The organism is Rothia aeria, from assembly GCF_016726365.1.
Lineage (GTDB): Bacteria > Actinomycetota > Actinomycetes > Actinomycetales > Micrococcaceae > Rothia > Rothia aeria.
The window spans coordinates 342,315-362,541 of sequence record NZ_CP068102.1 but is presented as its reverse complement, the minus strand read 5'-3'; the positions used below and the strand labels follow the sequence as shown (position 1 = coordinate 362,541).

The 20,227-nt window shown below is 48.3% G+C and carries 23 protein-coding genes, 1 tRNA gene and 2 pseudogenes; 18 read left to right on the top strand and 8 right to left on the bottom strand.

Annotated elements, in window-relative coordinates:
* Positions 1–2: 2 nt before the first annotated feature.
* From I6I94_RS11565 to I6I94_RS01480, 4 genes and pseudogenes are all read left to right on the top strand, one after another.
* Positions 3–308, top strand: a pseudogene (locus I6I94_RS11565) (PAAR-like domain-containing protein); the annotation flags it as partial.
* A 106-nt stretch (positions 309–414) separates the two neighbouring features.
* Positions 415–495 (top strand): annotated as a pseudogene (locus tag I6I94_RS11560) (DUF6531 domain-containing protein); the annotation flags it as partial.
* 30 nt (positions 496–525) lie between these two features.
* Complete coding sequence (locus tag I6I94_RS01485) at positions 526–924, top strand: hypothetical protein (protein ID WP_201620792.1); 399 nt, start codon at positions 526–528, stop codon at positions 922–924.
* A 252-nt stretch (positions 925–1,176) separates the two neighbouring features.
* Positions 1,177–1,515 (top strand): hypothetical protein, encoded by a 339-nt coding sequence (locus tag I6I94_RS01480; protein ID WP_023134258.1) that lies wholly within the window; start codon positions 1,177–1,179, stop codon positions 1,513–1,515.
* A 61-nt stretch (positions 1,516–1,576) separates the two neighbouring features.
* On the opposite strand, the gene I6I94_RS11360 is transcribed toward I6I94_RS01480, so the two are convergent.
* Positions 1,577–1,714, bottom strand: coding sequence for a hypothetical protein (locus I6I94_RS11360; RefSeq protein ID WP_236588892.1), 138 nt, complete (start codon positions 1,712–1,714; stop codon positions 1,577–1,579).
* A 72-nt stretch (positions 1,715–1,786) separates the two neighbouring features.
* Between I6I94_RS11360 and I6I94_RS01470 the strand changes: the two genes are divergently transcribed.
* From I6I94_RS01470 to I6I94_RS01430, 9 genes are all read left to right on the top strand, one after another.
* Positions 1,787–2,326 (top strand): RHS repeat-associated core domain-containing protein, encoded by a 540-nt coding sequence (locus tag I6I94_RS01470; RefSeq protein ID WP_197702300.1) that lies wholly within the window; start codon positions 1,787–1,789, stop codon positions 2,324–2,326.
* A gap of 27 nt (positions 2,327–2,353) precedes the next feature.
* On the top strand, positions 2,354–2,692 hold the full coding sequence (locus tag I6I94_RS01465; protein WP_126853757.1) for a hypothetical protein: 339 nt from the start codon (positions 2,354–2,356) through the stop codon (positions 2,690–2,692).
* A 44-nt stretch (positions 2,693–2,736) separates the two neighbouring features.
* On the top strand, positions 2,737–3,174 hold the full coding sequence (locus tag I6I94_RS01460; RefSeq protein WP_051344439.1) for a hypothetical protein: 438 nt from the start codon (positions 2,737–2,739) through the stop codon (positions 3,172–3,174).
* Between the two features lie 152 nt (positions 3,175–3,326).
* Positions 3,327–4,268, top strand: coding sequence for a DUF6531 domain-containing protein (locus I6I94_RS01455; protein ID WP_197702301.1), 942 nt, complete (start codon positions 3,327–3,329; stop codon positions 4,266–4,268).
* 570 nt (positions 4,269–4,838) lie between these two features.
* Positions 4,839–5,453 (top strand): DUF6707 family protein, encoded by a 615-nt coding sequence (locus I6I94_RS01450; protein ID WP_128087724.1) that lies wholly within the window; start codon positions 4,839–4,841, stop codon positions 5,451–5,453.
* Between the two features lie 462 nt (positions 5,454–5,915).
* Positions 5,916–6,242 carry a hypothetical protein gene (locus tag I6I94_RS01445; RefSeq protein WP_126926482.1) on the top strand — a complete coding sequence of 109 codons (327 nt, stop codon included), beginning with the start codon at positions 5,916–5,918 and terminating at the stop codon, positions 6,240–6,242.
* A 297-nt stretch (positions 6,243–6,539) separates the two neighbouring features.
* Positions 6,540–6,833, top strand: coding sequence for a hypothetical protein (locus tag I6I94_RS01440; RefSeq protein ID WP_126926481.1), 294 nt, complete (start codon positions 6,540–6,542; stop codon positions 6,831–6,833).
* 406 nt (positions 6,834–7,239) lie between these two features.
* On the top strand, positions 7,240–7,539 hold the full coding sequence (locus tag I6I94_RS01435; RefSeq protein WP_126926480.1) for a hypothetical protein: 300 nt from the start codon (positions 7,240–7,242) through the stop codon (positions 7,537–7,539).
* 141 nt (positions 7,540–7,680) lie between these two features.
* A complete protein-coding gene (locus I6I94_RS01430; protein WP_126926479.1) occupies positions 7,681–7,941 on the top strand; it encodes a hypothetical protein in 261 nt (86 codons plus the stop codon).
* 7 nt (positions 7,942–7,948) lie between these two features.
* Here the strand turns inward: I6I94_RS01430 and I6I94_RS01425 are convergent, their stop codons facing one another.
* Positions 7,949–8,308, bottom strand: a complete 360-nt coding sequence (locus I6I94_RS01425) for a hypothetical protein (RefSeq protein ID WP_126926478.1) — start codon at positions 8,306–8,308, stop codon at positions 7,949–7,951.
* A gap of 180 nt (positions 8,309–8,488) precedes the next feature.
* Here I6I94_RS01425 and adhP point away from each other — a divergent pair, with 180 nt between their 5' ends.
* On the top strand, positions 8,489–9,517 hold the full coding sequence (gene adhP / locus I6I94_RS01420) for an alcohol dehydrogenase AdhP (RefSeq protein WP_126926477.1): 1,029 nt from the start codon (positions 8,489–8,491) through the stop codon (positions 9,515–9,517).
* Positions 9,518–9,602: 85 nt separating this feature from the next.
* On the opposite strand, the gene I6I94_RS01415 is transcribed toward adhP, so the two are convergent.
* Together I6I94_RS01415 and I6I94_RS01410 are read right to left on the bottom strand one after the other, a co-directional pair.
* Positions 9,603–11,117, bottom strand: coding sequence for a GH25 family lysozyme (locus I6I94_RS01415; protein ID WP_126926476.1), 1,515 nt, complete (start codon positions 11,115–11,117; stop codon positions 9,603–9,605).
* 1,326 nt (positions 11,118–12,443) lie between these two features.
* The gene (locus tag I6I94_RS01410) at positions 12,444–13,019 is read right to left on the bottom strand and encodes a flavodoxin domain-containing protein (protein WP_037289029.1); all 576 of its coding nucleotides are present in this window, start codon (positions 13,017–13,019) and stop codon (positions 12,444–12,446) included.
* A gap of 343 nt (positions 13,020–13,362) precedes the next feature.
* Here I6I94_RS01410 and pyk point away from each other — a divergent pair, with 343 nt between their 5' ends.
* Positions 13,363–14,844, top strand: coding sequence for a pyruvate kinase (gene pyk / locus I6I94_RS01405; RefSeq protein ID WP_126499968.1), 1,482 nt, complete (start codon positions 13,363–13,365; stop codon positions 14,842–14,844).
* A 167-nt stretch (positions 14,845–15,011) separates the two neighbouring features.
* Here the strand turns inward: pyk and I6I94_RS01400 are convergent.
* A tRNA-Leu gene (locus tag I6I94_RS01400) sits at positions 15,012–15,091 on the bottom strand.
* Between the two features lie 183 nt (positions 15,092–15,274).
* On the opposite strand from I6I94_RS01400, the gene I6I94_RS01395 reads away from it, so the two are divergent.
* A complete protein-coding gene (locus I6I94_RS01395; protein WP_006888011.1) occupies positions 15,275–15,889 on the top strand; it encodes an ANTAR domain-containing response regulator in 615 nt (204 codons plus the stop codon).
* A 76-nt stretch (positions 15,890–15,965) separates the two neighbouring features.
* Here I6I94_RS01395 and I6I94_RS01390 read toward each other — a convergent pair whose 3' ends face one another.
* On the bottom strand, positions 15,966–16,193 hold the full coding sequence (locus I6I94_RS01390) for a hypothetical protein (RefSeq protein WP_006888017.1): 228 nt from the start codon (positions 16,191–16,193) through the stop codon (positions 15,966–15,968).
* Between the two features lie 25 nt (positions 16,194–16,218).
* On the bottom strand, positions 16,219–16,689 hold the full coding sequence (locus tag I6I94_RS01385) for a hotdog fold thioesterase (RefSeq protein WP_023133349.1): 471 nt from the start codon (positions 16,687–16,689) through the stop codon (positions 16,219–16,221).
* 134 nt (positions 16,690–16,823) lie between these two features.
* On the opposite strand from I6I94_RS01385, the gene I6I94_RS01380 reads away from it, so the two are divergent.
* On the top strand, positions 16,824–17,255 hold the full coding sequence (locus tag I6I94_RS01380) for a nuclear transport factor 2 family protein (protein WP_236588891.1): 432 nt from the start codon (positions 16,824–16,826) through the stop codon (positions 17,253–17,255).
* An 84-nt stretch (positions 17,256–17,339) separates the two neighbouring features.
* Here I6I94_RS01380 and I6I94_RS01375 read toward each other — a convergent pair whose 3' ends face one another.
* Complete coding sequence (locus I6I94_RS01375; protein WP_233129282.1) at positions 17,340–18,662, bottom strand: dicarboxylate/amino acid:cation symporter; 1,323 nt, start codon at positions 18,660–18,662, stop codon at positions 17,340–17,342.
* A 300-nt stretch (positions 18,663–18,962) separates the two neighbouring features.
* Between I6I94_RS01375 and I6I94_RS01370 the strand changes: the two genes are divergently transcribed.
* Entirely contained in the window at positions 18,963–20,174 is a 1,212-nt protein-coding gene (locus tag I6I94_RS01370) for a YncE family protein (protein WP_128087727.1), read from the top strand.
* Positions 20,175–20,227: the final 53 nt, after the last annotated feature.

Sequence of the window (20,227 nt, the reverse complement as noted above, 5' to 3'; positions counted from 1 at the left end):
CCATGGCCTTCAATAAAATCGCCCGTAAAAGCAGTGACTTCAATGTCGTCTTTACCCTCCCCGATTTCTGCTGGCCGCCTCCTCCTGCTCCGCCTGTCACACCCCCTATTCCCTTCCCGCTCTTCGCCGATCTGGGCAGCGCCAAAACCGTTGCCAAAGACGTCCGCCTCAACCGCAAGCCCGCCTTCGTCTTCAATGCCAGTAAAACCAACCGCACCACCGGCGACGAACCCGCCCTTCCGGGCCGCAAGGGGGTGTTGTCGCGTACCGCCACCAAACCTGCCTGGCCGATGATGCACTCCTCTTCGGTTAAAATCCGCAAGCGCTACATCATACGCGCCGGCGATATGTTCCACATGAACAACAAGTTCAAGAAAAAACTGCCGCCCAAACCCTGTATTTCCTGTCAGGCCGCTGCCGCTGGTCTGGAACCGCAGCTATTATTCCGACCAAGACGGTACCGGTTGGCTCGGCGAGGGCTGGAGTGTGCCGGGTTGCCAACGCATCATCCGCGATGCGGCGGGATTGGCCTATATCGACGATCAGGGCCGTCTGTTCCCGCTGCCGGAAGTCGATGAAGATGATGAGGAACCGGTATTGTTCGAGAGCGAACAGATTTGGTTCAGTAAGAATCCGGACGGGCATTATGTCATTGCTTCGCTGGACGGTTCGATAGCGCTGCGTTTTGCGCCTTTGGTGATCGCGGAAGACGGCTCGGACGAAGACAGTACCCTCTTCCCGCTGGTGGCGGTGGAAGACGCCAACGGCAACCACCAGCGTTTCGTCTATCATCCGCTGACCGGTCTGCCGCAATACGTCATCGACGGCAACGGCTGGGTGTTCTCGCTGAACTTTGGCAATGTGGCGGACGAGCAATATCATTACGACGACAACAAACGAGTTGACCAAACGGGTGTTTGCTGACGACAACACCAATCTGATGGAACGCGACGGTTTGGGCCGTCTGCTCAGCCACACCGATGCGCTGGGGCAGCACACCGATACCACTACGAGGCCAAATAGAGTTAAAGTATATGATGCTGGAAAAATTATTGGTGCATCAGACGGTGTAGATACACCATACATACGAGCTGAATGTTCTCAGGGGGGAGGGGTAATACATAGATATCCAATTACAAAAAGAAGAACACTTGATGAGAATAGGGGCAAATTGAAATGGAACATGACATTGATTTTAAAGATGGCATTATTACTTATGAAAATTTATTTTGGCTATTTAATAACACTAATGAATTAATCTACAAACTTGAATTTGAGGAAGATTTATTACAAGTACAGTTCTTTAATGAAAAATATATTTTAGATGTTGGATGGTATTCCACTACCGGTAAAAATGGAAAATTCAAAGTTTATGTAATTAAAAATTATGATTGGGAAAATCCATTATTTACTAAATCTAATAAAAAAATTAGTGGTTTAATTGCCACTATAAAACAAGGAATCAAATGCATATATTCTCATGAGCATCTTCTCATTAACCGTAGCAAGCCGTAGCCCGCATGAAACCTCCAATCCCGACGTAGCGTGGGTGCGGTAATCATGCTGTTTCTGCTTCTCAGACGATCTCAATGCCGTCACCGACAACCGCCTGAAAACCTACAACGGCACGACCTATTACTACGACGGCCTCGGCAACCTCATCCACCGCGAACTGCCGAACGGCGAAGTACAGAACTATTTCTACGACCTGCACGACCAACTGGTTAAAGCCGAAATCTTTAAAAAAGACGGCACAAAAGAAACTTGGGCGTACAGCTACGATGCCTTGGGCAGAAGGATAGGCAAAGGTCGTCTGAAAGACGGAGAAGTTTCAGGCAGCCTCGAAAACCAAACCCGCTTCGTTTGGGACGGCAGCCATCTCTTGCAGGAAATCCAGCCGGACGGCAGATATACCTATATCTACGCAGACCAAGACTCCTACGAACCGCTGGCGCAAGTCCAAGACTTGACAACTGAAGACGGCGAAAGCTGCCAACAAACCCACTACTTCCACTGCGACCAAATCGGCATCCCGCGCGAGATGACCGATAAGGACGGCAAGCTCTTGTGGTTCGGCAATTACACCGGCTGGGGTCGTCTGAAAGAGGAAACCAAGGTAACGGATAGCGCATACCAACCCTTCCGCCTGCAAAACCAATATGCCGACCGTGAAACAGGGCTGCATTACAACTTCTTTAGGTATTATGAACCTGATGCAGGTCGGTTTGTGAATCAGGATCCGATTGGGTTAGAAGGTGGAAAAAATTTCTATTCTTATTCTAGTAATACTACTAAATGGATTGATATACATAGGATTATGTGTTAAAGAGGCTGAAAAAAATTAAATGAAACTATGGCTCCTCATAAAGGAAAGCGTAATGCCCCTTCTATTATGGTGGCTGCCTATACAGCGACAGGCCTCATTGAAGTCGCATCTAACGGAGATATACCAGGTAAAATTGCGCCAGAATTACAAGAGCTTGCAGATAGACATGGTGGGGTAGGAGCAAAAACTGAGTGTGGTAATACTATAGGTAGATGTGCAGAATTTAGAGCTGCTAATAAGCTACTTTTAGATAATCCTGATTTAAAATTAAAAGACATTAAATTTACTAAAGCTAAGCGCCCTAGAACTGGCCAAGCAAGACCATATTGTGATAACTGCGTCAATATATTTGGTGTAACAAATTAAACACTATTAACTATTAATTAGTATGATCAAAAAGGATTAAATCAATGATTATGTCAGAATTATTTATCGAGTCTCACGATTTAGATTGGTTCGCAATTAATGATAAAAATTTTATTGCTCATTTTGCAACTGGAGGCACTGATAAATTACCAAGCAAATTAAAGACATCTAAGTCATTATGGGAACAGCAATTTAACTTTTTTAATAATCTACCTGATATTACGGAACCTGTATTTTGTGAGAATAATTTACCAATATTTGATAGCTTAAAAGAGAAAGAAGAATATTTAGAATCCTTTGCAGGTTACGCAAAAAAAGGGATTTTTAGTTATGATATAGATTTTGATAGTTTAGTGTATAAACTAATAGCATTTCCTAAAAACCCCACCAAGCTAAATGAATTGCCCATAGCGCATTATGGCAGAAATGATTTAACATTAATTAATCATAATTATGATTGTTCTTCAATAATTACTATCTAAAACAGCAAGTATAGATTGGTGCGAGCCCCAACCAAACCAAAAGGCCGTCTGAAACACAAATCCTTTCAGACGGCCTACTATGCTCTTTAACAATCTAATTTCTACCGACCGCTGCCGGCCGTCCGGTCAATCCGATACACGGGCTGAAGTTTTTGGAGGGTGAAACCGACTTTGCTTTTGAAGGCATTCTGCCGCTGGTCTGGAGCCGCAGCTATTATTCCGACCAAGACGGTACCGGTTGGCTCGGCGAGGGCTGGAGTGTGCCGGGTTGCCAACGCATCATCCGCGATGCGGCGGGATTGGCCTATATCGACGATCAGGGCCGTCTGTTCCCGCTGCCGGAAGTCGATGAAGATGATGAGGAACCGGTATTGTTCGAGAGCGAACAGATTTGGTTCAGTAAGAATCCGGACGGGCATTATGTCATTGCTTCGCTGGACGGTTCGATAGCGCTGCGTTTTGCGCCTTTGGTGATCGCGGAAGACGGCTCGGACGAAGACAGTACCCTCTTCCCGCTGGTGGCGGTGGAAGACGCCAACGGCAACCACCAGCGTTTCGTCTATCATCCGCTGACCGGTCTGCCGCAATACGTCATCGACGGCAACGGCTGGGTGTTCTCGCTGAACTTCGGCTATGTGGCGGACGAGCAGTCGCCTAAAATGCGGCTGCTGTCGGTGTCGTTGTTGGAAGGTTTGCCCGTCTTCGGCGAAGCTGTCCGGGTCGGTAGTCCGCTGGTCCGCTACGAATACAATAATAGTGGCGATCTGCTGCGCGTCATCGGCCGCGACGGCAACGTCAAACGCAGCTTCGGCTATAAAAACGATCTGATGGTGTCGCACACGGATGCGGCAGGATTGGTATCGGAATACGAATACGACCATTACACCCCGACCGGCAAGGTGTTGCGCAACTGGACTTCCTTGGGCGAGGAATGGCGTTTTACCTATCACGACGGTTATACCGAGGTAACCGACGTGTTGGGCCGTACCGAGCAATATCATTACGATTACAACAACGAGTTGACCAAACGGGTGTTTTGCCGACGGCAGCACCAATCTGGTGGAATGCGACAAGCTACGCCGTGGTATCTATAAGACTCAGAGTAAATTTGTCATCCGTTACGAATTCGGCCTCTTTTGTCGTCTGAAAAGCCGCGTAGGTTTATTGGAATTCGCACAGCTGTTCAGATTTTCAGATTATAGAACCAGTATTTTGATGAAGGGAACGGCTGCATTACGAACTGATGTGGTACTATGAGCTTTAAAATAGGTTGTTTGTAAATCAGGACCCATTTGGGGTGCTGGGTGGAGAGAATCTTTATCAGTTTGATCCGAACTCTTTGAAATGGACTGATATGTAGGGCTATAATTTCTTTCCGAAGTTCAGCAAAAGTAAATTCTATATAATTTTAAAGGAGAAAATGTGAGATTTATGATTTTCAAAACTCGCGAATTAGAAGATTTAGCAAGAAAAGGCGATGGTCAAAAACAATTAGGTAAGTATTTTTAGAGAGCGCAAGTTATGGAATGCTATAAAATATTTAGTATTGTTCTAACAGATGATATTAGTTTTGAGGATATGTTGTGCGTCAGTCAGCTAATTAACAACACTTGCCTAACGGATTAAAATTTAAACTCTTAATTACATAAACAATTGGAGAACTAATGGACCATATTGAACTGATCAACTTAATTAAAAACAACTGTAAAACAGCAGAGCAAGAAAAGTATATCGACAGACTGGAAAAGAAATTTTCTATTAGGTCAAAAAGAACACTTGGAACACTGAAAGATTTGTATTCTAGCCTATTGGTAAACAAACAACACCAACTCTTGATAGACACATTACCTTATTTCCTGACAATAAAATTTGAAGGAAATTACAATCACTGGTATTGCATAGAACATATTTTAGAAGATATTTATTTTGCCATCTTGGCAATGGGCGGAAATGAAGTATTGGAAAACCAGATATTCTGCCATTATAAAACGGTGTATGATTTTATAAATAAAGACGGAAGCAGTAATAGATACGCCATTGATCTTGAATGGAATAATTCTCACCAAGCTATTAATAAATTTAACGATGAAATCCGTTCTTGCGAAGAATATAAAGGTGTTCTATATGAAACTTCTATTAGGTCAAGTTTAGTCAGGAGAGTTGTTTCCATAATTCTTTTGTGCAAAATCAAATCTTTAGAGTTTGATGATTCGCTACTGGAATTAGCTAATGAGCAATTAGAAATATTGAACAATGCTAAATATAAAAGGTATATTTAATATATGTGCTTGTTTGTTTAGCGAGTAAGCTGGGTTGCCAAACCCAATAGTTCTTCAGGTAGCCTTACTTCCACCGTTCAGATTACCTGAAAGCATGGCACAGGTCTTGCGGGTGGGGAAGAGTCTTTATGGATATGCGCCGAAAGCGATGAGGTAAGCTGATATGTTTAGGGGTTGGTATATAGTGCTCCAAAAAATGGGTTCAGATCCAGCTGTAGCAGACAAAATAGAAGGCTATAGTAAACGTATTAAGTCCATGTAAAGGTATCAAGACGATGTTAGCTTTGGCTAGAGGGTAATTATGGAGAAATGAAGAAGAGAAGCAGAGCGAAAATCGCTCTACAGTAGTGCCATAACCCATGCGTCAGAAAAGTCAAAATGTGCATGTAAAATGAAATTTTTATACATACAAAATTTTTAATGCAAAAGTTATTTTATTAAATTACAAATAAAGAATTTAAAATGGAACCAATAATATTAAATAATATATCCGATGAAGTCTTTCTTGATGATATTAAAGAATTAACGCAAGAATTTCCTATCGAGTTTCCAAATTTATTTAAACAAATAAAAGACTATTTAAATGTAGATACACAAAATATTTATATTACAGATTTTGTTGAAGATGAAAATAATAGTGACTATTTCTATGGCTATTTCTTCGATATTTTAAGTAGGAAGATGTACAAATATTCATTTGAGAAAGATAAATCAAAAATTGAAGAAGTTAATATAAGCTCTTTAACATTAAAAGATACATTCAGCATTAAGGTATTACATTTATTGTAGCGGCTATTGGAAATTAGCAAATAGTAGCCTGCTCAGGTAGGGTATGTTCTCTACGCTCAGAAGGTTTCGGCTTTCATCCGTTTCAGGCTATCGGAAATATGCACTGTTTTTCGTTAAAGACTCCAAAAAGCCACCTGAAGAATATTCACACCACAAATCAGTATCCCTCCATGAAGTGGCCGATTGGAGCGGCAAATGAACAAATGCGATAATGGTGGTGGAACGCGATATTATAATCCCAGCAAGGCGTAAATTGACTTAATGCCAAGTAATATAATTAATATATAGAGAGATTTTATGAAGAATTATAATATATTTAAATTATGTGAAGAGCTGCAATCTATTCTAGATAAAGAAATAACAGCAGGGAATGTTATAACTGAGCTTTCACGCTGTACGAACTGGCCTCAGGAAGGAAGTATTTTTGTTTCATTAAAAAATAGACTAACTGCAGGTAAGAAAGTTTTAACAGATGATGTTTATTATTCTATTAATAATGATATTCATTATGGTTGGATTGATGAATGTGTATGCAAAATTCACCATAATTTATTGGTTGCAGGTAACTTAATTAAAAGTAAATATGAATGATTTATTTTAACCTTTATAAGGGAACTATTTTCCCGACTCATAGGTCAGCGTAATACATTAGAACTTTTCAATCGGGTGAACGATGTTCTTTAATCCCCAGTGCTAGGAAGAATAACAGTAGTTCTTCTCCAGTTTGTGGTGGGCAGTGACTTCCTTCGCAAGGTATGATAGATGGAAAATGGTTTATTGAGTCTTTTAGACTATGTTCGATTATGCTAAAAAGTTTCGTATATGGACAGTTTGATAAAATTTTATTATTAATTGAGTTTAGAAGAATCCAGGGTTTTATTTTCTGTAGGTATGGTTGATAAGAACCAGTTCCTCAAAATCAGTTGGCACAAACACGTTAACCGAAAATAGTGTAGAATCTTAAAATGTCGATATTAGAGCTCTGGGAGATGTAGTAATGAATGCTGATAATACTGTTAACGTTCAAATTTATTGGAGATCTCGAGAAGAAGGCGGTAGGAAGACGATTCCCCCTATTGGTCTTTTTTATCCTGTAAGTGAATTTGAAGATGGAGTTTTTCAAGAGAATTTTCCTAGGAGTATAGTCTTAGATATTTACGAGCACTTACCAAGTAAAAATATGAGTTATGCAAGAGCTCGGTTTCTTATAAGAAAAAATGACAAAATACCGCTGGGTACGAAATTTAAAATTTTTGATGGAGCGAGATGTATTGCGGATGTTATGTCAACTTTTTAAATAAACATGGGCTGGGGCTTGGAATAACAACACAATAAGGCCGTCAGCAATATAAACCCTTTTAGAGGTAAGGGCATGCACCCATAATGAATAACGGTTATCTTGCCAAAGTTTTGTTACTGAGGGGCGGGAGAAGGAATAGTGGATGCAGTAGGTTACACTGAAAAGGATGGGGACTGCACGATCCGATTCAGCAATGATGAGCTGCTGGTTATCTTTGACTGGATCGCCCAGTCTAACCAGCACGAAAATAATGAGTTGGATTCTGCCACGCAGCTAATATTTGAAGAATTTGAATGTTTACTGGAATCTATATTGGCAGAACCTTTTGATAATGACTATAGGCTACTCGTGCGAGCGGCGAAGTCAAGAATTATCCGGGAAGCACAGCGGGGATTTTAAATAGGCTCTACTCCATCGTGTAGGGCTTGAGGTTATTATCATTTCTGTATTTTTCCTCCCAGTCATAGTAGTCTTGTGGCTGATCCACTGTGTGGCCCTTGTGCCAGTACCCTTCGCCGTAGGCTAGTATCATAGCCCAGTGGTATTCTTCGTCGTGGCAGAGCATGCCCACAGAATGGTAGTTAATACCTGCGTCAGAGCATAGTGGGGCATTCTTTATCATGTCATATGCCAGTTCAGGGGTAAAGCCAAGGTAACGGGTTAGTATTCCGTGTATCGTGCACAGCCAAGTTTTTCTATGAAAAATAAGTTGATCTCCGGTTTCTGGATCGGTGAATACCATATTGTCATGAGCATCTTCAAACATGTGTTTTTCGTTTCAGTTTAAGTTTCTAATACTTTGCACAAGAGTACCCTAAACACATATAAAAATGGTAAATATTGTCATGTGGTTAGTGGAATAGTTCACTGTATTATAGAAAATTTGTTATGTGCGTTTTATGGTTAAAACTACATCTTATAGTGAGCTAAAACACTGGAGGTTCTCATGAAGGCAGTTGTTGTTCCTGAACACATTGATGGCTCAGTAGTCGTTACTGATGTTCCCGTACCCGAGGTGGGGTACGGCCAGGCACTCGTAAAGCTAGAGTATTCCGGCGTCTGTCACACCGACTTGCACGTTGCAGCTGGCGATTTTGGTAAGGTTCCGGGACGCATCTTGGGGCATGAAGGTATTGGTATTGTCACCGAAGTTGGTGAAGGCGTTGAATCTCTCAAGCCCGGCGATCGAGTCTCTATTGCCTGGTTCTTCCAAGGATGCGGGCACTGCGAATACTGCACCTCCGGCCGGGAGACGCTGTGCCGTACCGTCAAGAATGCGGGCTACACCGTGGACGGCGCCATGAGTGAGTATGCCCTCGTTACGGCGGACTATGCCGTGAAGGTCCCCGAAGGTTTGGATGCTGCACAGGCAAGCTCGATTACTTGCGCGGGCGTAACCACCTATAAGGCGACGAAGGAATCTCAGGTGCGGCCGGGACAGTGGTTGGTCGCCTACGGTGCTGGCGGGCTGGGCAACCTGGCGGTGCAGTACGCCAAGAAGGTTTTCGGCGCCAAGGTTATTGCCGTCGATATTAATGATGACAAGCTGAAGTTTGCCGCTGAAACCGGTGCCGACGTCACGATTAACGGTCGTGAGGTTGAGGATGTGCCAGCGAAGATTCGTGAGGTGACTGGCGGGGGAGCACAAGCCGCCGTAGTGACTGCGGTATCGAAGGTCGCTTTTAACCAGGCGGTTGAAAGCGTGCGTGCCGGGGGCAGCGTAGTAGCTGTGGGGCTTCCGCCCGAGAAGATGGAACTGTCTATCGCGAAGATTGTTCTTGATGGGATTCGCGTGCTCGGTTCGCTGGTTGGTACTCGCCAGGATCTTGCTGAGGCGTTCCAGTTCGGCGCCGATGGGCTCGTTGTTCCGCTGGTTCAGCTGCGTAAGGTTGAAGAGGCTCCGCAGGTATTCGAGGAGATGGGCGCAGGTAAGATTACCGGGCGTATGGTGCTCGATTTCGCAAGTATCTGGTAAATCCTCCTTACTAGAGAAAAGGGTGTTCCCCCTACCCACATGGGTAGGGGGAACACCCTTTCAGTTATGCATACCTAGCAGGTGGTTAGCGCATGCGGTACAAGAATGCTGCCATAGCTCCGCGGCTAACAGAATCGTACGGGCGGAAAGTGCCATCACCGTAACCTGCGGTGATCTTCCGGGACTCAAGCCAGATGATTTCGCGGTAGAAGGAGTTATTGGCGCGAACATCCTTAAACCCGGAACCGTGAACTGCCGGGATGGCGGGGCTGCCGCTGTAACGGTACAAGAATGCTGCAGTTGCTTCACGGCTGACGGCATCGTTCGGGCGGAAAGTACCATCACCGTAACCGGTGGTGATACCGCGCTGGTGCATCCACACGATTTCCTTATAGAAGGGATGGTTGGTGGGCACATCCGAGAAGGGGGACGTTTTCGGCAGGTTTACAGCGGGAGAGCCAGCCATCCGGTAGAAGTATGCTGCCATTGCGCCGCGTTCTACGCTTTGATCCGGGCGGAAAGTACCATCACCGTAACCGGTGGTGATATTCCGTGAAGCAAGCCACTCAATTTCAGTGTAGAAAGCCGCGTGAGTAGGAACATCGCTGAAACGGGTCTTTACTGCGGGCTTAGGAGCCGGTGCGGGCGTAGCCGGGTGCCATGAGCGGTTGGTTGCCTGCGGGTTGGAGGCTAAAGCCTTCAGATCATTGAAGGAACCAGGGAAGAAATTGGAGTCACCAACAAACGGGCCGTCGGCTGAGAACTGCCAAATATCGTAGGACTTCCACCCGTTGGGAGTGGGACCGGGAACATAGTTATAGTTCGCCAGGTGAAGCAGAGTCTTACCGAACTCGCCGGTTCCTACACACTGGCTCCACCAAGAGTTAGCGGTATAGACCATAGGGTAGCGTCCGGTGAGTGAGCGGTAGGTTTCGTTAAAATCACGAATCCAGTTAGTCAGCTGGGCAGGGCTCAGGTTGTAGCAGGTATTGCCATACTGGGAGTAGGGGTTGAACTCAATGTCGAGTAGACCAGGAAGGGTGCGGCCGTCATTGCTCCAGCCCCCACCATGGTTCACAAAGTAGCGAGCCTGGTCGGCACCTGAGGAGGTGCGGGGGTTGGCAAAGTGGTAGGCTCCGCGGATCATACCAACATCGGCTGATCCAACATACTGCTGTGCGAAGTAAGGGTTGGTGTAGTAGGTGCCCTCAGTTGCTTTGGTGTACGCAAAGCGTGCACCGCCGTTGTATGCTTCCTGCCAACGCACATTGCCTTGGTGAGAGGAGACATCCATACCGAGGGTGCCGCCGCTGGGCGTCCAGGTTGCTGCAGGGCCAACTCCTTTGGCACGCCCGTGCCCGCCCGGTGCCTCGGTAGCGCCTTCAGCTGGTAGGCCAAGACGTTTACGCTCACCAGCACCCATGGCGGTGTTCATGTCTTCGGTGGGCGGGGGAACATCCTCATAAGATATCGTGGCGGAGGGGTCAGTGACGGGTTCTTCAGCCGCGGCAGCTGGGGCGAAAGAACCTGCCAGCATGGAGAGAGCACCTAGCGAGACCAGGCATTTAGATAGTTTCTGATTCCGAGAGAAGAGGCTCATAGTATAAGTAACCTGCAATCTTCAAATAGACTTGTGTTTGAGTGTGAATAAACGTGAAGTTGAGTGACATCTACGCATTAGTGCTTTCGGGGTCTTTTAATGCCCCTGGATTATTTTGCATCTTTACTGAGAGCTCACAATAAAGATGCACCCTTGCACGCATCTCATTGTAGGGAAAGATTTTGTTAATTTTCAAGATAGATACTCAGTTAACGGGCCCCTTCAGGTAGGGGTAGAATTTGTTGGACTAAAGCCTTAAGGAACGAATACATAAAGGTAAGAGTATTCTAGTATCTGATTGAACATAACATAAAGTGTGTGCGATGGTTGAGGTGGTTAGTTGAAGCTAAAGGTTCATAGAGCGTTGTATAAAGATTGAATTTTTATGCTAATCCGTGCACGCATATTCTTCAACTGGAAAGTAATTTTTCTTCTAATTGGAGATGATTTGTGCCACAATCCCTTGCATCTTGAGTTGCCTTCTTCGATTTCTGTGGTGCTGACGCTTAGGTAAGGCCTTGACCGTCTCTTTAAGGAGGATGTGGATGTTCTGCAGGGAGTGAAGGCTGGGGGAGTGATTGGTTACTGGTACGGCTGACGCTCGTATAGGTCAGGCAAAAATACTCGCATACCTATGCAGGTTGTTATTACAGTATGTTCCTTAGGTGATCGAGGTGGGAAGAATAAAGATGTGGTGTATATCGAAAGGTAGTGTATAGGTATGCCCTTGTCTTCTTAGGGTTATTATTACGTATAAGGTGCAACCATTATCTGCTTTTTGCCACCCATAAAAATACCCATGAGATATGTCACGTTCAATGATTGATGGTGTTCTGTGGGATCGTGGGAGCGGTCCACGGCTTACAGAGACTACCTGCTAATCTATGCACATCTGTGAAGGTGCAGACCTGCTGCCCTTGCCCCTCTTAGTTACCTTCTTTGGTAAGGGGGCGTGTGCCTGTGTGCGGTATGGGTCTGAAGTCGCCACCTTATCCAGCGGGCTTGAGTGACACACTATGAGTGCAAGGTCTGTCTCGGTCTTTTTTCTGGCGGGGTGATCTGTAGTTTTGCTGCGAGGAATGTGGTTCTGGGGCCAGGTGGGAAATGCGTATGTGTAGGTGAGAATAATGTGTGTGTATTTTGAGAATAAAAAAGGAGGTGGGCCGCACACACAAGACCCACCTCCAGCTCTCCAAATACAGTTAACGCGGCCTCGCATCCGCTGTACTCGGAAACCTACGGTCGGAGGAGGAGAGAAAAACCTCCGACCGTGTATCTATTGCCCTCGTTGGTATGGGGCAAGTTTGTAGGGAAGTGCTCTTTGAATTAGATAAGCTTTGCTACTTCCTGTGCAAATGGCTCAAGGGATGCGCGGTTGGTGTAGTCTGCTCCCTCGGTACCATAGCAATCAAGCATCTGTTGGATGCCCTCATTTGGGTTGGGCTTAGCGGCAAGCCAGGCACGAACAGGGCCTTTGAGGGCTGCCTTATGGGTTAAGGATAGCTCTGACCATTTAATGCCGCCGCGTAAGTGAGCAACAGGCTGTCCTTCGGTGAGCTCAGCAGTGTAACTCTTGGCGACAGCTTTATTTAAGAGGTCCTTGGAATACTCACCAGTAAATGAAACGGTGAAAAAGGCGGTGCGTTTGCGCTTGGGCAGTAAGAGGGGAACAATCTTTTTGCGTAATGAGGGTGCTCCGGTCAGGAATCCACCGTAGTCACTCCCACCAATTACTACAACGTCAGCAGCTTCTGCCTGTTCGGGGGTTACCTTAGCGGCGGGAACCGTTTCGACCTCGGGTGCCTGAGGCAAAGCTCGTAGATCTTCAGCGAGCCATGTGGCGTACTGCTCTGTGTAGCCATAGACTGAGCCGTAGATAATAAGTGCGCGTGTGGTGGACACCGGCAACCTCCAGGGCAAATTTGCATAAAAGATACTAATTATTGATTCAAGTCTAGGGCAGGTGCCCCTAAATGTGAAATCACCTCAAGGGTGACTCTATTCACAATAGAAGACTTGTGGGTATTAACCCTCCAAAAATGGTTGACAACTATGAGACTATCACCCCTTTTCTCTCCCAATCTGCGGGCAAAAGTCCTATACTTGAAGGCAGGATATTCATAATACAGCACGTTGTGAACGTGCGGTTTTCTGTGGATACATGTGGGAGTTTCCCCGTGTGCTCCCGCACAAACAATGGGTCTTAGCCCTAAGGCCCGCGCCACAACTCACGAAGGTTAGGTACATGAGGCGAGCAAAAATCGTTGCAACAATCGGTCCCTCCATCTCCGCACCCGACAAAATCGCCGCGGCAATCAATGCGGGCATGAATGTGTCCCGTTTGAACATGAGCCACGGTGACCATGATGTTCACACCAACTCTTACAACACTATTCGCGAACAGTCCGCAAAGCTCGGTAAGGAAGTTGCAATTCTTGCCGATTTGCAGGGGCCGAAGATCCGCTTGGAGCGTTTTAAGAACGAGAAAGAAATCCTTGAGCCCGGTGCCGACTTCACCATTACCTCTGAAGAGGTAGAAGGTACTCAGGAAATCTGCGGTACCACTTATAAGGGGCTGCCCGGCGACGTGAAGCCTGGCGATAAACTATTGCTGGACGACGGCAAGATTCAGCTTGAAGCTGTTGAAGTTACCCCAACCCGTGTTCGTACCCGTGTTATCGTGGGTGGCCCGATCTCAAACAACAAGGGCATTAACTTGCCTGGTGCGGCTGTTTCGCTACCCGCGTTGACCGAGAAGGACGAAAATGACCTGCGTTTTGCACTGCGCTTAGGCGTAGACATTATTGCGCTTTCCTTCGTCCGGTCCGGCAAAGATGTTGAGCGTGTGCACGAGATCATGGAGGAAGAAGGGCTGCGCATCCCCGTGATCGCCAAGATCGAAAAGCCGCAGGCGGTGGAGAACCTGCAGGACATTATTGATAAGTTCGACGGCATTATGGTTGCACGCGGCGATCTGGGTGTTGAGCTGCCGTTCTCTGAAGTTCCGTTGGTGCAGAAGCAAGCTATTCAAATGGCTCGCCGCTGGGCTAAGCCTGTGATTGTAGCTACCCAGGTGCTTGAGTCGATGATTAGCAACCCAACCCCCACTCGCGCGGAGGTCTCTGACTGCGCCAACGCAATTCTTGACGGTGCTGATGCGGTCATGCTGTCCGGTGAGACCTCAGTGGGTAAGTACCCGATTATTACGATCTCAGCGATGGCCTCCATTATTAGTGATACCGAGAAGAAGGGCCTGTACCGTGTGCCCGAACTCGACCGTAAGCCGCGTACCCGCGGCGGCGCTATTACCCGGGCAGCAGTAAATATTGCTGAGCAGCTGGATGTTGATTACATCAGCACTTTCACCCAGTCGGGTGACTCCGCCCGCCGTTTGGCTCGTTTGCGTCCCAAGAAGCCTGTGCTTGCGTTTACCCCGAACCCGAAGGTCCGTGCCTTTATCTCGCTGCTGTGGGGTGTTGAAGCAGCCCACGCGCAGCTCACTGCTGATACTGATGGTATGACCAAGATTGTGGACGACTACCTAATGGAGCATAACTTGGCAGAGAAGGGCGACCTGATCGTCATGACTGCCGGTTCGCCTCCCGGTGTTGCTGGCTCGACCAATACGGTCAGGGTGCACCGCATCGGTGACCGTGACGAGACCGGGGCTAAGCTGCCAGAGGAACGTGAAGCAGTGCGTCCTTACGCCGACGAAGATCACGACTAATACTCGGGTAGGCCCAGATTCTCTAGATTTTCGAGTTTATGAAAAGGTTGAGCCCCAAGGAGATTTCCTTGGGGCTCAACCTTTTCATGAAGGTAGCGGGTGATAATGTGCCCGCCAATAAAATCGGTGATTGTGATTCAGAGCTGATGAATCCCAGATGTGTGGGGTGCCCGAGGTGGGACTCGAACCCACACTCCGTAGAACCTGATTTTGAGTCAGGCGCGTCTGCCAATTCCGCCACTCGGGCGCACACGCAATGTGTACGGCATTGATTCTACATCATACGGCGCCGCAAAATCGAATTTAGGGGAAAACAACGCCCAACCGTGCTCTACCCTAAATTTCTGAATGAAACAAGTGTGTACTGTAGATGAAGAAATATGAACTGCTGTAGACTTGAGACGAGAAGAAATTGCAAAAGGAGAGAGTTTTGTCAGAGCAGACCACTCATGACCACGAGGGAGACGCAGACGCTCCGGCACGCACCGTTGTTGTTGCCGAAGACGAAGCGCTGATCCGTCTCGACATCGTGGAAATCCTACGGGAACGCGGTTACGAAGTCGTTGCTGAGACCGATAACGGGAAAACCGCCATTGAGCTCGCCCAAAAGCACCGGCCTAATCTGGTGCTCATGGACGTGAAGATGCCCATTATGGACGGCATTACCGCCGCCGAAGAGATCGGTAAGGAACAAATTGCCCCCGTAGTACTTTTAACCGCATTCAGCCAGAAGGAGCTGGTGGACCGCGCGGTTGAGGCTGGGGCCATGGCATATGTGGTAAAACCGTTCACTCCCAATGACCTGTTCCCTGCCATTGAAGTGGCTATTGCCAGGTACGAGCAAATTCGTGCCCTTGAAAAAGAAGTGGGCACTATCCGCGACCAGTTCGAAACCCGTAAACTAGTGGACCGCGCAAAGTCATTGCTCATTACCAAAATGAGCCTGACCGAACCTGAAGCATTCCGCTGGATTCAAAAAACTTCGATGGATCGTCGTCTTTCAATGCGCGAAGTTTCAGACACCATCATTAAGCAGTTGTCATAGGAACATAGAGAACTGTAGCAGAAGGTGTGTGCCCCCATAACGTAACGTTATGGGGGGGGCACACACCTTAATCTTTTTAACGTTTAGAGAAGGTTGCCTCATCATCATGTTTTAGCGGGGGAGCGGTTGGCGAGCTGGCCCATAGGGCCCCGACTGTCACAACTAACAGTGCTGGCCACCATAGGCCGCCCAGGTTGTATGCAGCAATAAAACAGACAATAACAGCCCCAATCAGAATAGGCATCGCAATGCGTTTGGCCCGTTTAATCTTGGGATACCGCTGATAATAGGGAGCGCGTGGCATGAGGCTCCTTTCCATGGATGGTACTTTAGCGGGCGGTGCGGGGGATAAGCATATTAGTGATGCGCGCCGAACATACGCCTCTGCCAGCCTCATCGGTAATTTCTATGGTGTGAACGCAGACGGTGCGTCCCAGCTTAACGGCGGTGCACACAGCGGTTACATATCCTGCAGTTGCTGGGCGCAGATGGGTTGCGTTAACATCCACCCCCACAGCCATGCGTTCTATGCCCCCGTGCACTCCGGAGGCTAGGGAGCCAAGGGTTTCAGCAAGAACCACGGACGCCCCACCGTGCAGGAGCCCCGCAGGCTGGGTGTTTGGTGCGACGGGCATCGTGGCTACCGCACGTTCGGCGGATAACTCGCTCAGGCGAATACCCATAGCGGGGATAAGCCCGCCAAGACCATGCGGGAAAAGAGGATGTAATTTCTCAGGAACACCGTGCGCGGTCAGTTCCGCGATGACGGTGGGGGAAAGCTCAAGGCTGGAATCAGTCATGCCTATAAGTGTACTCCTGCCCCACCGCCCCTTGAGAAACCCGAATAAGAATACTACCGTTGGGTGAGAGACATCTTCGACTAAAACTAATATGCCGGTTTCTAGTGCTACAGGGCCGGTATTGACTGGGAGACATGATGAACACCGTAGAACAGATTTTTGAGCTGTGGCACAGCTACGCTCAAGAACGGAACACAGAAGGGCTGCTGAGTCTCTACGCTGAAGATGCTGTGTTTGAAAGTCCGCTGGTTCCGGCAATCCTTGATGATGCCCGCAGCGGGGTGCTACATGGTAAAAAAGAGATTGAGCGGTTCCTGAGTGAAGGCACTCAACGCCGCCCCGACGAGCTGGTGAAATGGTACCGAACCGGTGAATACCTGACGGACGGCAGGATGCTCGTATGGGAATACCCGCGCGAAACCCCAGACGGTGAGCAGATCGATATTTTAGAGTTCATGATCATTGAGCAGGGCCTGATTGCCCAGCACCGTATCTACTGGGGATGGAAAGGGTGCCAGCACATTAGCGGGGCCCTTGCCAGCAGTGTGGCACGCGTCCGTCCATAATATAGAGGATGCGCCCACCGCCGTGTAGCAGGCGGTGGGCGCATCCTCTATAAGAATGAGTAGCCGGGCTGCGGCCGGTAGGCGCTAAGCCGATATAGACTCAGCTTTCTCAATATCTTCATCACGGATTTCGGAGTCGGGGTTAATGCCCATGAGCTTAGAAAACCGCTCGGTAAATGTTGCGATGGTTGCGTCCCCAGTCACGTTGGTAGCGGTGCCAAAGGAATCCTGCGCCAGGTACAGGGCGATCATGAGCGCAATCATTGACTCGTTAAAGCCCAGCATTGATTCCAGCAGCCCGATAGCGGTCATCACGCCACCACCGGGTACACCAGGGGCTGCCACCATCATAATGCCCAGCATCAGCACGACTGGGGTGACAGAGGCGAAACTTGGGTTCTGCCCCGTCATGTATAGTACCGCCACAGCGCATGAGGTGATGGTAATCATTGACCCCGACAGGTGGATGGTGGCGCACAACGGGATAGCAAAATCAACCACTCGGGACGCAATACCAGCTTTTTTAGCGGAACGCACCGTAACAGGGATAGTAGCCGCCGAGGACTGGGTGCCGATTGCAGTGAAATACGCCGGGAGCATGGTTTTGAGCATCTTCGCCGGGTTGCGTTTAGAGACTGCACCGGCCGCCGTGTACTGAATACACAGGGTGAACCAGTGCAGAAGAATAACCATAATGAACACCATGCCGAAAACTGACAGGATCTTCACCACCTGGCCTGCGAGGGTCATATTCGCAAACACCCCCACAATGTGCACCGGCAGCAGGGGAATAATCACATAGCCGAGCATTTTCTCGACGATCACCTGAAAATCTTCGAAAAGGTTCAGCATCGACCTGCTTTTGAGCGCTGTGATACCCAGACCGAGGATGAATGAAAGTATGAGGGCGCTCATCACACTCATAATGGGCTCAAGTTTAAACGTGACGTACCCGCTGGAAAGCGCGTTCTCGGGGTTATCGAACGATTCAAGCTGCTGACCCTTGAGGAGAATCGGGTACAGGAAAAGGGCTGCGGTAAGCGCTAAGAACCCCGCGACAATACTTGACAGGTACGACAGGCCTACCGTCACCCCCAGCATCTTCCCTGCGCCCTGGGCCAAGGAACCAATACCCGGGACGATGAAACCGATAATGATGAGCGGGATAGCGAAACTCAAAAACGCACTAAAAATAGTGGAGAACGACACAAAAATTTGCACCACAACGTCGGTGGGAATGGAAATTTTCGCAGCGGAGTTAATGCCGCTAATAAGCCCTGGTGTGAGCGAACCGATGAGCACGCCGCCAAGGATGGCGATAACAATCCACGCCAGAAGCGGGATTTTCTGAAGCACTTTCATGATGTCCTCAAAGTTGTGAATCCGTGTGTTTATTTCTGGTTCCACGGCTATCGTGTAACTATAAGGTTTTATCGTAACCTGAGTACCGCCGCTTATTCCAGCAGTGCAACCACAAAACCGCGGCAATACACCATGTACAGGCTGCGGCGTGGGCGTTACGGGCGTGGAAGCTGCAAACAGTATAGGTGCAGCCTTGGAGCAGCTGCACAATAAACGTTTACCTCCATAATTTATGTGGCACGAAGCAACATTTAAAGCGCACGGAAACCCTTTTTGATAGGGTGAGAAAACTACCGTGAGAAAACCCGTCGCGCCCCAGCCAGTGCAGATGAAACGGAGAGAAACATGTCTAAAAACCCGCCCCCTAGCGCTCCCCGTACCCTTGAGATAATCGCTGAACAGAACCAGGGATTGCCAGGGCAGTTCCTCGCCGCCTACTCACCGAAAACCCAGAAAATATATATCGCAGGAACCTTCAACGCCGCCTCACACCGCGGTTCCTGCGTGGCCACTATCGCCCGCGTTGACCCGCAGACCTTGGCCATTGAAGCAACCGCGCAGCTACCCGTCATTGATGAGGCACACCCTAACCTGATCGGTGAATACCAGTTGTGCGGCGCATTCGGCTTGAGTGTTGATGATACGCGCGGCACTATCTGGGTGACTGACCCGACCACCTCCTCCGTGGCCGTATACGACCGTGATACGTTCGCCCCTATCTGGAGCAGCTACCAGCCCGACGTATCGCTAGAACAACAGCCTGTGAATCACCCGCGTGAAGTGCTGGTGCTAGAGGACATCGGTAAAGCCGTAGTGACCGGCCCCGGCGGGTACTGGTTTATTGATACCGGAACCTACGCAATCACCGCCCACAACCCAGTACCTGGCTCCCTGCCGCACACCCTCACTGTTACCCGTGATACCCTCGGCGGGAATATCTACCTCAGCGACTACAACCTAGACAAAGTGTATGAGGTAAGCCCCGCTATTGGGGAGGCAGTACGCACCATTAATGTTCCTGCCGGAGAGACCTCCGACTTCTCACGCGTCAATACCCACGGGGTGGCAATCAATAACTCGCTCAACGAAATATATGTCTCAACTCAGGGCGAGAACGGCAAGAACTCCGGGGTTCAGGTGCTTGATAAAATCAGCGGCTCGTTTAAACAGTTCATCCCCTATGGGATAACTCCCACAGACATTATCGCGGACGAAACCCGGGACTTGGTGTACCTCACCGACTTCGGCCCCACCTCGGTGCACCCGGCAGATAGTGGCGGGGGAACGGTCGCTGTTATTGATGCGCGCACCAAAAGTGTGGTGGCTGAGGTGCACATTGCTTCGGGGAAAGCGAATCATCTCACCCTGCTGCCGGACGGCATGGTTATTGCACTTGATAAGGCCGGAACCCACAAAAACGTTGAGGTGGGGTTCCATATTGATCCGGTCACCGGTAAACACGTGAACTCCGCGATAGATGTGCATGCCAGCGGTACCACCCCCATTAATGCCGATTCCATCACCAAAATTACGGTGGCGCTAAACAACGCTGGCTAATACCGCAACTGCGGTCCGTGGGTGCGCCGAAACCGCGCGGGGTGTATTCCCTA

What these genes read in the sequence shown, in the direction of transcription:
- I6I94_RS01380 (WP_236588891.1), top strand. Translation starts at nt 16,824, where the DNA reads ATGATGAACACCGTAGAACAGATTTTTGAGCTGTGGCACAGCTACGCT.
- I6I94_RS01460 (WP_051344439.1), top strand. Translation starts at nt 2,737, where the DNA reads ATGATTATGTCAGAATTATTTATCGAGTCTCACGATTTAGATTGGTTC.
- I6I94_RS01415 (WP_126926476.1), bottom strand. Translation starts at nt 11,117, where the DNA reads ATGAGCCTCTTCTCTCGGAATCAGAAACTATCTAAATGCCTGGTCTCG.
- I6I94_RS01480 (WP_023134258.1), top strand. Translation starts at nt 1,177, where the DNA reads ATGGAACATGACATTGATTTTAAAGATGGCATTATTACTTATGAAAAT.
- I6I94_RS01390 (WP_006888017.1), bottom strand. Translation starts at nt 16,193, where the DNA reads ATGCCACGCGCTCCCTATTATCAGCGGTATCCCAAGATTAAACGGGCC.
- I6I94_RS01450 (WP_128087724.1), top strand. Translation starts at nt 4,839, where the DNA reads ATGGACCATATTGAACTGATCAACTTAATTAAAAACAACTGTAAAACA.
- I6I94_RS01370 (WP_128087727.1), top strand. Translation starts at nt 18,963, where the DNA reads ATGTCTAAAAACCCGCCCCCTAGCGCTCCCCGTACCCTTGAGATAATC.
- I6I94_RS01425 (WP_126926478.1), bottom strand. Translation starts at nt 8,308, where the DNA reads ATGTTTGAAGATGCTCATGACAATATGGTATTCACCGATCCAGAAACC.
- I6I94_RS01385 (WP_023133349.1), bottom strand. Translation starts at nt 16,689, where the DNA reads ATGACTGATTCCAGCCTTGAGCTTTCCCCCACCGTCATCGCGGAACTG.
- I6I94_RS01445 (WP_126926482.1), top strand. Translation starts at nt 5,916, where the DNA reads ATGGAACCAATAATATTAAATAATATATCCGATGAAGTCTTTCTTGAT.
- pyk (WP_126499968.1), top strand. Translation starts at nt 13,363, where the DNA reads ATGAGGCGAGCAAAAATCGTTGCAACAATCGGTCCCTCCATCTCCGCA.
- adhP (WP_126926477.1), top strand. Translation starts at nt 8,489, where the DNA reads ATGAAGGCAGTTGTTGTTCCTGAACACATTGATGGCTCAGTAGTCGTT.
- I6I94_RS01435 (WP_126926480.1), top strand. Translation starts at nt 7,240, where the DNA reads ATGAATGCTGATAATACTGTTAACGTTCAAATTTATTGGAGATCTCGA.
- I6I94_RS01440 (WP_126926481.1), top strand. Translation starts at nt 6,540, where the DNA reads ATGAAGAATTATAATATATTTAAATTATGTGAAGAGCTGCAATCTATT.
- I6I94_RS01465 (WP_126853757.1), top strand. Translation starts at nt 2,354, where the DNA reads ATGGCTCCTCATAAAGGAAAGCGTAATGCCCCTTCTATTATGGTGGCT.